The sequence below is a fragment of the Roseiconus nitratireducens genome (assembly GCF_008629675.1).
Classification (GTDB): domain Bacteria; phylum Planctomycetota; class Planctomycetia; order Pirellulales; family Pirellulaceae; genus Stieleria; species Stieleria nitratireducens.
Map to the genome: position 1 here is coordinate 88,822 of NZ_VWOX01000008.1, position 17,906 is coordinate 106,727.

At 58.6% G+C, this 17,906-nt stretch carries 1 protein-coding gene (running past one end of the window); it reads right to left on the minus strand.

What is annotated here, in order from left to right; translation table 11 throughout:
• Window positions 1-17,906, minus strand: partial view of a CARDB domain-containing protein gene (locus FYK55_RS15165; protein ID WP_161604524.1) — the 3' portion only. It continues 13,540 nt past the right edge of the window; 17,906 of the gene's 31,446 nt are visible here — the last part of the coding sequence; its start codon lies off the right edge, out of view — the gene reads right to left on this strand; it ends in the stop codon at window positions 1-3.

The following is a 17,906-nucleotide window of genomic DNA, read 5'->3' on the forward strand; positions in this document are numbered from 1 at the left end:
TCAGAACAGCTTGCGTTCCCCTCCCGCAAGCTCCCTGATCGCTTCGTCGTTTGCTTCGAACAGCCGGACACGCGACCGCACGATGTCGGACCTGACGTGGGCACTGGCAAGTTGATCCGACCAAATGTCATTCAGGTCTTCTGGCGATGCGTCGGCGGGAACCAACCAGGATGTCTTTTGGTCGGACGACGAGTCGGAGAGGGGCAAAACGGAATGCGGACTGCGGGGCGAATCCAAATTGCCGGTCACGGAAGAGGGAGTTCCCGACGAAAACTGGGTTGTCATCATTTCACCTTCCAACTCCGCCAAGGCGGCCAATCGATTGATCACCTGCAACGCGTCAATCGGCGAAACCACCCCGTCACCATTGACGTCAAAATAGAACGGTGGTCGGACCGTGGACGTGATGTTGTACAACAAGCCTGTTTCGGCAACGTGCACGGTCGGGTTGCCGAGTTGATTGATTACGACAAGTGCGTCAAGTGGCGACACGGTACCGGAATCATTGACATCAAAACGATTGACCGGGTTCTGCCAGCTCGCGGGCAATCCGGCATCCAGATTCAAGTTGCTTATCTTGACTTGGCTATTGTCGTCGCCAAATCCGATCAAGTCGAATGCGAGGGTCGTCGTTTGTCGCGACAGATCGGCGGGAAGTGAAATCGTGACATCAATCGGTTGCGAAAGATCGATGATCTGCCCGCTGCTGACCCCCTCGATGCTTACTCGCGACGAGAAGTAAACGGTGCCGTCGGCTTGAACATTCAGCAAAAAATCACCACCGGTGAGCCCGTCCGCTGCCTGATCAATCGACGCGAACTCGCTCGTCAGCAGCGCAACTTCGAACGCTTCGGACGGATGAAGCCCATTTGCGATGTCCAAGTTGATGCCACCGAGGGTGAACTCAATGCTTGTGGCCCCGTGCGGAACGATAAAGGTTTGCGAAAGGTCACCAATCAAGCCGACAGTTTCGTGGATTGTTGCGACACCATCGTTGATTGTCACATCTCCCACGGTGCGCCATCCGAATCCCGAATCGGTCGCGTCGCCGACCTGGAAATCCTGGTTGGTGATTCCCGCGGACAGCCCCGCTGCAATGGTGGTCGATGCACCGCTGGTGATAGCCACGAATCCTTGGTTGGCGGAAAGTGGAAGCAATTCGCCGCCGACCATGCCGGTGGCGTGCGCGTCGTGCGCGGCCCGCAGAATCTCCAAATCGATCCGGCTGGGAACCTTGCGTAACCCGGGACGCAGCACCGGATTAAGAAGATCAAATGGCCGATCTCCGGTTGCGACGTGATCCAAATCATTCTGCAACCGGATCGGTCCTTCGCTGGTCGAGATGGTTGCGTTACCCGAATCGAAATCGATCAGAGACGCAAACCCGGCAAAGTTATCCGTGAATCCGGACAGGTGCCCGACTTCGTGCATCAATAACGTTAGCAGGTCGTAGCGAGATTCTCCCGGTCGTCCGAGCGCCTGACCGTCGTTGTAGACTCGCGTGAATTCGGAGTCTTCATCCGGAGTCTCGTCGACGAACCATCCGTGTCCATCCGCATCGATGTCGACCGTGATCGTACCGGCGACCGGCACACCGTCATCGCTCCACGCGGTAATATCCGCGGTCCCCAGATATCCGATCGGCAAATCACGTGTCTGAATAGTGATCTCAGGGATATCGAAAGAAACATCGAAACGGCCCACGGCTGCGGCGAGCATCTGATCCAATGTCGCCTGCGTGAGTTCAGCCGTCGCAGGCGTCGACGCAGGGACGGGAATACTTTCAGCGGTCGATTCCGGTGAACTCTGCAATCCGGTGCCCGCGACGAACTGACGTCGTATCTCCAAATCGTAACCGGTGCTGTAAGCCAAGCGGGTGGCGCCGAGCACGGCTACAAAGTATTCTCCCGCCGGCAGCGCGGCCAGTGACAGCGCCTTTCCATCCCGAGTCGACGCGCTGGACCGCACCAAAAACTCGTCGGAATCGAACAGGACAAGTTCTAGATCGCCTTCATCAAAGTCGTAGGCGATCTCCACGGAATCTCGAGACGTGCCCAGCGCGAACAAGTCAATCTTGAAGACGTCAATGTCGTCCCCGGACATCGTCAGACCGGAATAGTTGACGACCGACTGATCCATTGGAACCGACTCGGCTGTGACGACCGCGTCATTGGGCTCGAATGCATCCGCCGCCGGAGCAATGTAAAAACGGGTTGCCGCGGAGAGATTATCAGATTCAGCCGTTTCGCCCAACAATGACGCGGAGTCGACCGTTGCGGAGATCTGGTAGATTCCACCTGGAAAATTTTCCGGAATGAAGAAGTCGACGGGAACCTCCGCATAGTCGCCCGCCGCAATCGCGGGGACATCGACGGTGATGTCCAACCGATCCGATCCGGCTTCCTCCACGGAGGAAACGTGCACGATCATCTGCGTCGCTCCCGCGTCGGCCTCCCCAGAATTGTTGACGCGTACGAAAGAGCTCACCGGATCGCCGCTTGCGTACAGCTCCTGTGAGAGACCGGGCGGATTCGCGATCAGATTAGGGCCAATGGATGAACGAGCGTCCCACCGGATTCGGTAATTCACACCCGCGAAGGAGTCGTCAACTGAATCCTTCAAGCGGTTTGGGCTGGTACTGATCTGCAACAGGTAATCTCCCGCGGGACGCCCGCTCAGATCGATGAACCGATCTGGCCCGCTAGTCAAGCGATCGACGATCGTCCCGGAAGCATCGATCAAATCCACGAAGAGCAAATCAACTTGATTCCCGACCACTGAGATCGACGTGCCCGCATCCGGGTCGGAGGGAAGATTGAACGCAAAGAGATCAAAATCGAGGGGAGAGGAAATCGAAACGCCGCTCAGCTCTCCGGGCGACGTGAGCCGCCCCAGGTCGTTCAGTTGGTTGAGACGTTCGCGTTGTTCCAAGGCATCGGCCTTGGGAAGCACCGCCACATAGAATGTTTCGACCACGGTGTGCTGTGCCCCGTTCGCGCCGGTTGCAACAAGTTCGATTTCAATGTCGGCGAATTGATTCGCAATTTCTTGAGGGATTTCGATGGCCAACTGCGTTTCCAAAACCGTCGCTCCCTTGACCGGGCCGAGATCTTGCTGCTGCTGCGACACGCTTTGCCCGTCGACCGAAATGGTCACCGTCGCTTTGATTGCCTCTGCGTCGGATCCAAAATTCAACACTTGGATCGGCATCGGATAGTCAATCTCCGGGTAAACGGGAACTCCGCGTGCCGGAGGCGTGAGTGAGAGAATTGGCGCGGTCGACTTCCGTCCGCCGACGAATTTCAACTCATACTCACCCGCTCGGTCTCCATACAGATGGATCGTATATTCGTTTGCCGGGATTCCCTCGAGCGAAAGGGCGGTTTCCGGGACTCCACGACTGGTTGTCGGAAACGCGCGTCGGATCACGTCGCCGGCGTCATCAATCAATTGGATCGTCGGTGCAACACCGTCGAAGCCGGTTGCGACCAGACTCTCGAATTCGCCGTCATGATAAAAACGATAAAAATCATCGTCACCCGCTCGGCTGATGTTGAGATCGCTGACCACCGAGTTCGGATTCGGCTTGAGCAGATGGACTGATCCCGTGATCGAGTCGTTGGGCTCAAGCGGATCGGGAAGCAGCCCCACTTCGATCGTTTTGAATGTCGTGTCGTTGTCCCGGTTGGTCTGGGGCACGCGACGATACGGATCAACGATCACCCCCACCGCAAAACTGTCGAGCGACTTGCTGCCAACTTCGCCCACAACCGTCACGGTGTGACGTTCCCCGGGAGCGAGGGCGGGAATTGTTGCAACGGGTGCGAGCATTGCATCCGACAGATCGATCTGCGCGTCGCGAGACATGACGGTGCGAGCAATCGTCTCAGCGGTCGGCTGGTCTCCCGCGTTGGTCACCGTGTAAGTAATGATCGTTTTCTGATCGGTGTAAACAAAAGACTCGATGTCGTGCAGATCGACGATCAGATCGGGCCCAAGGCTATCCGGACCTGTAACCTCCAGTTCGAAACCGCCGTTGTCGACGGGAGTCTTAGGATCTTCAGCATTTCCGTGGATGACGATACCAAATGAACCGGCTTCGATACCGGCCAAGGGAATCGTCAACTCGCCCTGACCCTGAACGGTTGCCAGCACCAGGTCGTTGACTCCGAGCAACGAGATCGCCCAATCGATTTGCCCGCTCTCTGGCCGAAAGACGACCGAATGCTCGTCGGTCGCTTCAGCAACCTGATGAAAACGCACCAGATCGAGAGAATCGATCGAGTCGACCGCGTTGGGATCAATCGACCCTTGGTAGTGAATTGGGGAAGCAGAACTGCCGATGTAGTTGAAAGTTTCTTCGATTGCCGTCAACGCCAATTGATCCGCACGGTAAGCGGGTTCCGTCGCATCGTCGGGAGAATAAGTACCGTCATGATCATCGGAAGTGTCGACGAACGGATCGGCCCATCCACTAGTTGCCAGCGTTTGTCTCTCTCCTTCATTGCCTGGTTCCGACGTCAGGGCAATGCCCAATGCCGATCGAACTTTGTCCAGCAGGACAAACTTGTAGCTTTCCGTATCAAGAATATTTGATGCCTGGACAATCGGAACGTTGATCAGGTTGAACGGCCGATTCAGGACGATCAGTGTGCCCGTGGCGCCGATTGCGAGCGAAACGGGCGGCAACTGGACATTTTCACCCGATTCAAATAGCCGGCCAGCCAACTGAGCCTGCAGATCCGCGCCCAGAGTCGCCGCGCCGAAGGCAAGCGACCCGACCAATCCCCCGCTGATCTGGAACTCCAGGTCCAGAGCAAACTTTGGGGATTGCAATTGAGGCATTCCGTTCAACACGCTGTACGCAAATTCCACGTTCGGCTTGACCACCGCGGCAACCGAACCAACCAAATCCGCAGTGACCGGAATCGGCCCCCAAAAGCCGCCGGCGATCGTCTTGCTGACTTCACCGGTGAGCGTAATCGGCACTTCGATGTTGACCGCCATGCCGCCAACATCTTTCAAGGTCAGATCGGAATTGGTCTCGAACGGTGTGACTTTGAATTGTGTCTTCGGCTTGATCTTGCCGTACTTCAATTTCTCGCCGCTCGCACCGGTCAATCCGTCCAGGAATCCAACCGGTCCTTTCAGCGGACCCGTTCTCAAGTAATGCGCACCGAACTGTTTTCCTCGATCCGATTCGGCAAAGTCCCGGATCCCCTGAACGGTCTTCTTGATCCGGCTATCGTCGGGCGACCGGGTCCGAGAGAACAGATCTTTCGTGTAGTCGACAGCGGTTCCACCGACGCCCGGCGAAACCGTCCGCACGACCTCTTCTCCCAACTTGAGTGCAGAGTTCACCTCATGATTGAAGACCGCCTTGCCATCGCTGATGATGTTCTCAATCGACTGATTCAGCTGCGGGTCGGTATCGAAAAATCCGGTCCCGGTGCCCGGGTCCGTCGACCGCGTGAGATTGACGCGAAGCGTTTGTCCCGCCGACTTGTACAGATTGGTATCAGCCCTCGTCGGGCTGGGGGCACTCGAACTGCCCTGATATTGCCCCACGCTGATCTGGCTCAGGAACAACGTGTTGATAAAGTTAAACACCTTACCGCTCAACTGCTGATCGACATCCATCGGGACCATCAGATCGATATCGCCGAACTTGCTAGAGAGATAGTCAGGCAGAAAATCGAACAGGGTCGTTGACATGTAGGGACCACTTCGCCATTCCGATGAGACGCCCTTGAGATCAAATGCAAAGGCAGTCGCGACGCCCGTGGAAAACCCGATCGACTCGCTATTGAAGATCGGAACGTTCGCCGGCATTTGGAAAGAATCGCCGTAGAACTCTTCGTGACGCGAAATCACGTACTTATCGATCAAGACGTCGAAACTGACTTTCGTCCGAACCTTGTCGTTTTCTTGCAACCAAGGCGGTAGCGGAATGGTTTCCACCGAGTACTCAAACGAGGTTTCGTTTCCGTCGGCCGTCCCGATCAGCACATGAAGCGTTGGGTCTTCAAGGAATGCCAAATCGGCAAGCTTCGCCTCAAAGACACTCGTGCCCAACCGCTCAAACGGCGTCTCGCGTGCCGCAGCGCCGGCTTCCTCCAGCGAAAGTCCGTGCGGCGTGACGAACAATTTTGCGTAGTCCACGCGGCCGCGAATTCGACTGGTGTTCAGCGTGAAGGTTTGAATGAAGACAACATCTTCGATGTACTGGCCAAAAACGAGCGGGTCTTCGTTGCCATCGTATTCGGCAACCAAATCAACCAGCGTCGGCTTGAACGATGCAAAATTGTTGCTCTCACTACGCTCCTCATCGTTCGTATCGGAGGAATCGATGTGGATGACGAAAAATGGCCGCTGATCGAGTTGCTCGAGCGACGCGTGAGGAATTGCCAAACGGATCGTGTGGTCGGTCGGTGACAGACGACTCGAATCATTGATGAAGAAGGTTTCGATGACGACGTCCGGCAGCATCCCGCTTGGTCCGGAAACATCGAATTGATCGTCGTCCGAAGCTACCAAAGTGATTTGAAACGGCTTGGCCTCTTCGCCGCGAATGGTGTAGTGAATCTGGATGCCATCCAACAAATCATCGATGGCATCGGTTTGATTGACGTGCTGCGCGATCAAATCGGCCGGTTGAGTGGGTCCGCCGTCCAATCCCGAGGGAAGTTTTCCGGTGGGAATGGATCCGCGAAGGAAGTTGCCGGTTGACAGCCGGACCTCCTGAATCGTGAACTCTTCCAGCAATCGATCGCGTGCGGCCTCATTGCCGGCGGCACCCAGTGTCGAATTCCGGGCATCCGTTGGGTTTCTGAGAATCCCTTCGATCAGGGTCTCCATTGGCTGCACGGGTTGCACCAGCGCTCCCGGATTCGATCCGGCAAGAATTCTCAGCCCCGCCAGCAGGATGCCGTAGTCATAGACCAAGACTTGATGAACGCCCTTGAAGGTTGCCAGGATCGTGTTGTTATCGGATCCCATCTCGATTTGATCGGGCCAAGAGTAGGGAACCTTCTGAGTCGCACCGACAAAAAACGGCTCACTGCTCTTGGGGTTGGCCAGGATTCCGATGTTGCCACCGCCACCGAACTCCGGTGAACTCGCAATCGCTTGTGGGCCGTTGTAGGTTTGGTTCATCAGAACAAACGCCAATTCATGAATCACCTTGCCCGTTCCCGCGATCGGGATCGGCTCTCCCAGCGGCGGAGCCATCGTGAAATCTTCGGGTGAATCGATCGAGAACAGCGACTGTTGGATGAATCGGAACGCGGCATCGCGTCCTCCGATCGAGAAGTTGACGTCCGGAGGCAAGACTCCTTCGTTGGGTCTCAACTCGGTCGGCACACGCTTGGATACCGTCGCTCGCCTCGCGTCGACATACTGCACCGATTCACCCCCACGAGCCGCGATTGCGAATGTTGCCGCACCGATGTTCTCAATCCCAAAGGGTTTGGGATCCGTCTGCACGATGTTGACATCTTCCGATTCAAATCGGGGGAGCCCAAAGACTTGGAATTCCCGAACGTAGTCGTTGCCCAGATCGATGATGATGCTGCCGCCGACGGGCGCTCCAAAATCCGCTCCCGCCCAGGACGATTCTCCCGGTGTGTTGATGACCAGGTACCGACCGTCTTCACTAAACTCGGCATCGGTGAGCGCGCGAATGGGACCGGCCCCACCGATCCTGGCGAGAAGTGAATCTTCCGGGTCGAGTGATTGCTCGACATACCTCGAGTCCGGCTTCGTCGTGTCCGTGTTGAACCAGGCGATGTTCGCACCGGATCGATCGGTGGCGATGCCGAGTGGAAGCACCGGGTGAATCGCGATGTAATAGGGTCGGAACGAACTGAGCGTCTGACCGGTGGAAAGTTGCACTGCCGGGGAAATCCGCTGCAACCCCGGAGCGTTTGGGTCGTTGTCGACTTCTTGCAATGTCAGCAGATCAATCACCGAGATTGTGCCATCGCCGGTATTCGCAACAAAGGCCAGCCTGCCGTCGGGGGTAATGGCCACATCGGAAGGATTCTTGCCGACCGGGATCTGCGCCACGATCGGGTTCAACAACGTCGTGCTCTCCACGATCGGCGGAACGACCACACCACCTTGACGTTGCTCGCGACGCTCCTGCGTCACGTTCAACTCGATCAATTCGCGGTTGTAGGCTGCAAAATCGATCCGACGGTTCTCGGGAACCCGACCGCTAAATTGCACATCCAGAATCGAAACGGTGTCGCTCTGCGTATTCGCCACGGCGCCGAAGTACGGCGAATCCAGTTCAACGAGCGTCGCTTGCCCTTTGACAACTTCGTTGACGATCACCATGTCTCCACCCGGCACCGGCAGCAGCACACTGCGAGACGCATCCACCCGAATCGAGGCCCCGCCCACCGCGATCCCCGCGGGGGGAATCACCCGAAGCTCTGTTTCCGAGGCGGACAGGATCGTGCCCAGCCGATTGCCGAGTGACCCCGGATCAGATTCGTCCAATCGATCGTCTAAAAAGACGACGCGATTTCTTTCGGCAACCTGCTCGAACCGCTCGCCGCGCAGGGTCAACACGGGGGCGTAGACGTTGTCGGATACCGCGGCAAAATCGTACGAAATGGAATCCACGACTGCCTGTCGGCTGGAGGCCGCGGGCGGATTCGTCTCGATGACCTGGCTGGAGACACTGCCGGGAGAGTAGGGAGCTCCGAACACCGTCGTTTCAAACGACAAGGGCGAATCGAAGCTGCGAATACTGACGGAATAATCCGGAGCCGGTATCGGCAAAAAGATGTCGCCGATCAAGCCGGGAACCGCATAGAAAGGTCGCCCGCTGGCCGGCTCGACTTCCACGTAACGTCCCCGAGACTCGGAGAGCCCCAGCGCCGTCGTGATTCCGATCGCGGCACCGGCAATCGTCCCCGATCCCAGCCCCGCACTGACGAGAAACAACCCGGTGGCGTTGATCGCAGGATTCGGAGGACTCGTTGAATACGCTCTCCCGTCCTCGCCGACCACCATCGAATCAATCAGCTGCCAGGCGGTTTCAAACGATTGCGTCTCTAGATTGTAAAACTGGCTTTCCCGGAACAAGAACATGGAGTCGCCCGGATCGGTGCCGGGCGCCGCGGGCGTGCTCAACGACAATCCGGCGGCCGGGTCGTTTCCATCCAGTTCCAGGCGGAAGCCAAGACTCATCCCGAAGCCTTCCGGTGCTTCGTCGAAGAACTCACCCGCACCGACTTCCGTCACCGCAACGGCCGTGGCTTCGGAGAAAACATTTGGGCCGACGCCGACGATGATTTGTCCGTCATCGGTCGCGACCAACCCTCCCGCTTGATCGACGATCGTCGGCCCCAAGGACGGCGTGTCGACCAGAATCTGAGCGACCAGCGACACACCATTGCGAATCACGGTCACTTGCGTCGTTCCCGCGGCACTTGGGGTGAACAGTCCGTCCGAGTTGATGCTGCCGATCGTCGGATCAGCAACAACGTAGTGGGTGTCGGGATCGGCCGCGCGGTCGGCCACGCTGCCATCGGGCAGACGCTCCCGGACAAAGAATTGTCTCGTTTGCCCAAGTTCTAACGCGTAGCGGGTGGGGTAGATGTCAAAGGTCGTCAAGGCATCACTGACGCCGACGCGAAGACTTGTTGCAGCCGTGATCCCGAACGCGGTCGCGGCCAGGAACCCCGTACCGACTTCCAACCCGCCCACCGCACCGTTGGGGGTCACGACCGCAAAGGCCCCCGAAACGTCGTAGAACACTGACGTTGCAGGTAGATCGAACTCCGTTCCGTCCTCAAGGATCGCAACGACTTCGACCGACGAAGCATCACCAACAGCGATGGAAATGTCGCCACTGCGAATTGACAACTCCGTCACCTCGCGGGAATCAACGGAGATTGTGATCTCTCCGACGTTGGAGCGTCCCAACAAATCCTGGGCGGTGTACTGAATCACTCCTCCCGATCCGTCGTCCGGATCGAACCACACGGTCGATCCGTTGGCAAGTAGTTGAGCCGTTCCGCCGCTGACCGAAAGGATCTGGTAATCCAACGGAGAGCCTTCCGGATCGTTGACGAGCCCGCGGAGGTCGATCTCGATCGGAACGGAGGGAAGTGTCACAACCGCTTGGTGGAATACCTCCGGCGGTGCATCCGCGACGAATCCAAAATTGGCCTGCTGCAATTGCACGTCCGTTTGATCGATGACACCATCGCGATTAACGTCCGCAGCGACGCGATAACCCGGGTCACCGGGAACACGTCCCAACTGGCCGCCCATCGTTGCGATATCCGTTGCGTCGACGTCGCCGTCATCATCCAAGTCGCCTGCCAGGTAGACGTCGATGGCGTAGCCACCGGTTGAGTCGAGTCCAGCCAATTCCACCACGAACGAATTCTCGGAACCGATCGCAAAAAGGGAAGAGGCAAAACCGGACCGCTGTTGCAATTGCTGTCCCGCGGTCCCCAACCCGACCGGCGGTGACGGATCTAGCCCGCCGCTACCGGCGATCGCGACGCCGACCAACACCACCCCGGAATTGCTGGTGGCCAGTTCTTCAGCCGTCAAGAACCATGCGACGGCATCGCTTTCACCCGCACCCAAATCTCCCGACTCCGCCGAGAGCAGCGCGCTACGAAGCCCTCCCAGGAAAGCGCTGACCGAACGAGTCGATTCGAGAGCGCCAGAAGTGTCATACCGCACCAGCTGACTCTGCCCGGATTGTTCCGACAGAATCCTTGTCAGCTTGCCCTCGTATTCGAACACAGTGCGTATCGCACCATCGCCCAGGGCCGCCAGGTGTCCCAGCGCGTCGTATCGTAAATTCGTCGCAACGGAATCGATTCCAAGCAACGAAGTGATCCGTCCGGAATCGTCGCGACGAATGGTCAAACGTGAACCGTCATCGGAGACCGCTTCTCCGCCAAACCAATCGATGTGGTCCGTGCCGTTGCTGATTCCCGTCAATCCGCCATCGGCTGCGTAGTGATAAGTCTGGCCCGAGCCATCGGTCAAACGGATCGCCGAACCGCCCCCGCCAAAGTTTTCGGTCGAGAATGGCAAGCCGGCCGCGACGTCGTAGTAGGCACCATCGGCTTGCTGCAAAACCATCGGTGCGGTTTGGAGCGTCCAACCGGTGCCCTCCGCTTGCACCCAACGCGGCAGGAACACCGCACCGTCGCCGCCGGTGCCGGCGACTTGAGTCGGTCGAAACTCATAGACCAGGTCCGATCCGTCGGGGGCAATCAAATGCAGAAGACTACCCTCCCGCAACGTCTCGGTTTCGCCGCCGACCGGTGCAGCGGTCAAGCTGATCGGTGCGGCATTCAACATCGGCCACGACCAGCCCTCACCAAAATCTTCGCCCAACGCTCCATCAGAACTTCGATAACGTAGCAACAGCGGAACCTGAATGTCGCCAAAGTCGAGCAACCGGTCGATCGCGTCGAACGCATAGATTCCGTCATGCGAATCGGGAAGAACCTGAATTCGCTTGCTCGTTCGCGAACGGCGTCCGCTGATGTCGGCCGCCGACAGGGTCAATTCGTAAACGCCTGCCGACAGCTGTGACGCGGGAATCACTCCGCCGTCAAGCGATTGCCCAGTCGAGACCCCTGATCCAATGGAACGCGTTGTGCCGTCACGCAGGTTCTTCAGCGTCAGTGCCCAAGAATCGAGATTTCGATCATGCACATCAATGGACACACTCTGCGAACTCACAATCGTCGCGGCGGCCACCAGATTGATACTGACTTGCGGCGGAACATTATCCGTCGGATCGCGAACCAAAACGGCTGTCGTGATGACCGTGGTGCGACCTTGAACGTCGGTTGCTTCAGCGACGACCTCATAGCGTCCCGGGTGCGGAGGAGTGAAGAAGCCGCGGCCCAGCGTATCAAGCGGCAATTCGGTTCCATCGACCAAAACGGAAAACGATTCGATCGGAGCGACTCCTGACCCAACCGGTTGGAGCGCAACGACTTGGCCCGGCAATGCCGGAAAACTGGGTGTCATCTCGACCCGAACCGTGGGCGGGATCGGGTCCGGGGCCACCACGACCCGCAACGATTCCAGGACAGAATCTGTTCCGTCGCCGACGTCCACCAAGACGTTGTATTCTCCGATATCCAACGACGTCGGCGTCCAGCTGAAGACACCGGTCGGACCGAACGTCGCGCCCGCGGGCAGATTCCGGGGACTGAACGTCAGCGGATCGCCGTCGGCGTCGCTCGCAACGATCGCGATATTCGTCGTTTCTCCGACCACCGCGACGCGTCCGCCGGTTGGAACCACCTTGGGAGCGCGATTGATCTCGGAGACGGTGATCTGGACCGGGGTCGTCGCGACGAGCCCCGAAGGATCGGTTGCACGAATCGTCACGTCGTAGGAACCCGCGTCGCCGAATCCGACTTGCCAACGCAAGGTAGCCAAACCGCCGTCTTCCAGAACCAACGCGGCTCCATCAGGCAAACCTTCAGCAATGACAACCAAAGAGTCTCCGTCAGGATCCGCCGCACCGAACGACACCAGCAACTCCCGTCCCTCCAATGCCGCGATCGGCGGAACCTTGGTTAACAGCGGTGCACGGTTCGTCGGGGTCACTTGAAACATCATGGTCGCCGACTGGGAATCCGCGCCGTCGCTCGCCGTGATCGTGAACGGATAGTTGCCGGCGTCTTCAAATCCCGTTTTCCAACGCAGCACACCGGATATCGGGTCAACTTCTGCTCCCGGAGGCAAGCCGGTCGCGACGAAATGTGGCACGTCGCCGTCAGCATCGGTCGCAACCAGAGTCGCAATCAGCGTGTCTCCTTCGGCGACGGTGGGAATGCTGCTTGGAACGATGGTCGGGGCTTGGTTGTTTTCCCGAACCACCAGATCGAATGTCAACGTATCGGTCAGCCCTTCACCGGACACCCCGTTGCCTGAGTCGAAAGCTGACACGGTGATCTGATAAGTACCGACTTGATCGGCGGTTGGCGTGAAGCCGAGAATCGCTTCTCCGTACCGCGGCGACGGAATCAGGGTCACGCCGCCTGGCAATCCGGTTGCTTCCAATGCGATCGGGTCCTGATCCAGATCTTCGACGTTGATCGCGTACGTGAACGGTCGATCCACAACAGCAACCAGAGCAGGAATCGGATCAATGATCGGCGGCGCGTTGACCGCCTCGACCGAAAGATTGAATGTGTACGCTCCCGAAGCAAGGTTGTCCGCATTTCCGTTCCCGTCATCGGTCGCGGTCACCGCAACGGCATAGTCGCCACGGTGGACGATTTCCGGACTGGCCTCCAACCGCCCGGTTCCGTCGCCGTTGTCGACGAACGTCATGAAAGCCGGAAGCGGTGAGAGTTGCCCGACCACCGGATCGGCCAACCCCGCCGTCAAGCGGATCGAATTCCCGTCGGTATCCGTCGCCGAAATTGGGATCGACAACACGGCGCCCCCCGAAACTGATTGCGAGGGAATCGGCGCGACGACCGGTGGTGCGTTTTGATCCAATACATCGATCACGATGATTGACGTTGCGGTGGTCGCTGCCATGTTGCCGTCGCCATCGTCGGTAACGGTGACCGAGATCTCATAGCGTCCTGCCGCCTGAAAGCTTGGCTGCCAACGAATCAGTTGTGCCTCGGCAATGAATTCCGCATCATTGGGAAAGTTACCGAAAGCGAAGTGAATCGGAGGGGCGTCATAGCTTCCGAGGTCGAACGTACCGTCGGGGGCAGCGATCGGCGGGGCAAACGGATTGTCGGGATCCACCGCGTCGATGAAGATCTCAAGCGGCTGACCTTCATAGACCACACGACGCGCCGTCGGAGCGATTGCGACCGGCCCGTTGACGTTGGTGACCTCAATCGCCAGCGGCATCGACGCGGTCGACTCACCATCGGAGACCGCGATCGTCAACCCGTACGACCCGTTTTGGTCATATCGCGGTGTCCAACTGAATCGCCCGGTTACCGGATGAATTGATGCTCCCTTCGGAAGCGCCACGGCCCCGAACGTCAGGCCGTCCGAATCCGGATCGAACGCCGAAATCGAGAAGGAAAGCGAGTCGCCCTCGCGGACTTCACGATCGACCAGCTTGGACACGACCGGCGGCTGGTTTTGATTGATGACCACGATATCAACGGAGGCCGTCGCCAGCGAAATCCCGTCGTCCGCGGTGACCGTGACGTCACGATAACGTCCCGCCGATTCGGCAGTGGTCTGCCAGAACAATGTGCTTCGCTGCGCGTCGAAAAATGCTCCCGGCGGCAAGTTCTGCAGCGATAGCGTGACGGGAGCTCCTTCCGGGTCATACGCGGCGATCGGCACTGCAAGCGATTCGCCTTCGACCAGTCGAATGTCGTCGAGCGAGACGATCACCGGCCGCTGATTGCCTCCGACGACCTGCAGCTCAAAAACTTGTTCGGTAAACCCGCCCAACGCGTCGATCGCCCGAACTCGAAAGGACTCCGATTCCGCTGCCGAGTCGGTTTGGAACCGCAACCGATTCGTCCCCGGCTGGATGGCCGCCCCCTCGGGTCCGTCAATCAGCACGATGGCGGGTGCGGGACCGTCGGGGTCCGTCGCAATGACGTCGTAGCTAAACGTCTGCCCGAGGGCGATCGAGGTCGGAGGACTGGAATCGAAACTCGGTCGCTGGTTTGGCACTGCTGTCGCCGAAAGTCGGTTTCGAAACTCCAGGTCCTCATTGAGCGGGTTGGCAACCGTGATGGTCCGCGTCACCGACTGGCCGACCGGCAACATTTCACCACCGAGCTCGATGACCACCGTTTCTGCGTCGCCGGGAGCAGAGTTGATCAGGCGAACTCCGTCCGCATCGGTAATCCCGTCAAGTGAAAGTCGGATGTCGTCGACCAGCGCGGTGGCCGAGCGGTTCGTGACCGTCGCCTCAAACAGGACGGTGCCATCCTTGCGATTCAGCTGTGTCCGGGAAATCGCGATTTGCGCGTCCGCGGTCACATCGATCAACACATCAAACTCCGCCGCAAAGGATGCTCCCAGCGGATCCCCGTTGACGCTTTGCGGGTCTCCGACGATGGACAACTCGTACCGACCGGCCGCCAACGGCGCATGCAGCAAGGTCACCCGTCGACGGGCAACGTCGTAATTCGCCGCACCGACCGGGATCGTTTGCCCGTTCTGAGTGTCAATCAATCGATACGTCGTGACGTCATCCACTCCGCCCTTGCCGGTCACCATGTCAACGTTGAATGTGATCGATGCCCGTCGTGATTGGGGTGACCCCGCGCCCCCATCGACCGGCGTACTGGCGATGACCAACGGGACCGCGGTCGGAGCCAAAGTATCGATTTGCCCACTTTGCGAGAGATACAGCGTGCCGTCGGGATGCACCGCAAGGAATTCTCCCCTCGCCCCATCGACCGCCAGCGGGGTCTGTTGACGCGATTGCAAATCGATCGCGATCAGGTCGCCCGCTTCACCGTAGATGCTGGACTCGGTACTGACGATCATCAGCCCCGCCAGCGGCGAATCCGCGGGGCCGAAAACGATGTCTTCCGGCGGAGTTTCGACCGCGATGCGTTCGACGACAATGCCTCGCTCATTGAATCGAAGAACATTGCCCCCGCCGTCTTGCGGGTCGTTCTGCGGCCATTGCGTCGCCCACAGGTCACCATTGTCATCAAACCGCATCCCGTCGACGCGGACGCCGGTGAATGGAGCAACCGTACCGGTGATCAGATCCAGGATGCTAATGCCGTCGTGAGTCGCGACGTAAAGCTGATCTCCATCGGGAGAAATCTCCAGCCCCAACGTGGCCGTGATCGTCTTGGCGGCTCGCAATCCCCCATCACTTACCGCTCCGGTTGCCGGATCGATCGAGATCAGCGGACCTCCGCCGGTTGTCGCCCACAACGTGCCGCGGCTGTCCATCACCAGGTCGTAGATCGGTGTCGACAGCGTGAAGGTCCGAATCGCATCACTTAGATCGCCACCTGTCGTGGGAAACTGAGACAGCACATTGCGTCCGGCACCCCCGGTGACCCAAATCGACTCGCCCGATGGATCGACCAGCACTCCCATCGGTCCAATCCCGGCGCCGCTATCGGCAAAACCGGTTACGAGGGCCGCAGCCACAAAGGGCTCGTACGCTGTCGCGAACCGGCTGGCACGCAGCGGAACGCTGGGATTCGGGATCTGGTCGCGCAACTGCTGAAACACCAAACTTCCCGGTTCATCGGAGGGGACGGAATCCGGCGGCAGCGGGTTCTCATTCGTTCCGGAGAATTCAGGAGGCGTCCCAAGATTGATGTTCGGGTTGTAAGCCGGCAGAAAGACTCCGCTGGGCGCGCTTTCCACGTTTCCCGCAAGGTCCGATGACACAACGATGAATCTGACGATCTCACCAGGGTCTGCCTGAAAGATCAACGATCGGTCGAACGTTCGCCGCTGAATCGCCAAATAGGCTCCGCCGTCGCGAGAAACGTAAACGGAAGAATCCGCCACACCTGATCCGCCTGGATCGTCGGTGGCCGACCACTCGACGCGATAACGATCACCAGCCAGCGGTGTGGTAACCAAGGTGGTCGTCGGCGGCACCGTGTCCAGGGTCGCAGCGTACAGCGCCGTTTCGACGGGATCCGCTTGATTGACAAAGACGCGAGCCAGCGCAGACGTTTGGGTGCCGGTCGGGATCTCCCGTTCGGCGAGCAACCAGTAACCGACCGTCGCCGTTTGTCCGGGACGCAAGAATCCGACACTGGGATCCTGAACCGGCAATCCGGTGGCCGGGTCCACGGCGCGGAGCAACCACACCGCTGTTCTGGTCGTCGCATCGACACCTGCGGTCACCTGCAAAGTGAAGCCGTCGGCCGAAAAATCGAACTCTCCGGAAAACGCGGCGCGCGCGCCGGGGATGTCGATTTGCAGGTCTCCCACGCGAAGATCGGATAACTGAAACGTGCGAATGTCCAATGCGGGATCGATGCTTTGGACGATCCGCAATTCGTTGACCGACTCTCCAGCGCTGATCGGCTGGTCCACCGTGACTGAAAACGGAAGCGGGGTATCGGCCGGAAGAAAATTTGCATCACTTTGACCGCTCGGTCCGTCGATCGCGACGGTTTGCGAAGACCCCGCCGTCCCGACGAAAAACTGCTGAAGATCGGGGGAATCGACCGGCAAGATGCCAACCACTTCCGGAAATCCCGCGCGGACCCGGAAGGCGACCTGACGCGTTGCCAATCGACTTCCCAAATCAAAAACGTCCTCGGCCGGGATCTCGCCTCCGCCGAAAGCGTCTGGCGTTTCCCCAACGATTCCACGCACCAGGGCGACCAGGTCTTGGGCAAGCGTTTCTTCGTCGACAAAACTACCGCTCGAACGCACTGCACTGAACGCATCCCGGAACGCGCCTTCGGCAAGCGCCGTGTAGATCCCGGGAAGTGCGCCCACGATCTGACGATCAATCACCAGTTCCGGTGGAACGTCCTGTTGACGCAGCAAGCCGGAGTCGCGCAGGGCCAGAAGATAGCTGTCGACCCAGGATGCTTCGTCCAGAATGGCACTTCGCAAATCGCTCCGCAAGTCGGCGGTATCGAGCAATGTCTGTCGAGCTGCTTGCGCAACTTCGGACTGAAAAGCGATGTAATCTTCCGCCGACATCGGTGTGACCGATGAATGGACATAGAAGTCAAAAGACAGGGCTTGCAGCTCGTCGGGGCGAAGTGACTTCAAAAAGTCGGGGTCTTCCTCCAGCAGTCTCGGCAACTCCGGATAGATCTCAACCAAAAATGTGTTCGATGCTATCGCGGCGGTCGGCAAATCGATCACGAACGCTTCACTGACATAAACGCCGTTGACGTTGACAACCGGATCCAGATTCTGCCCCGTGTCAAACCTTCCGAAGTCGATGCCCAAATTGC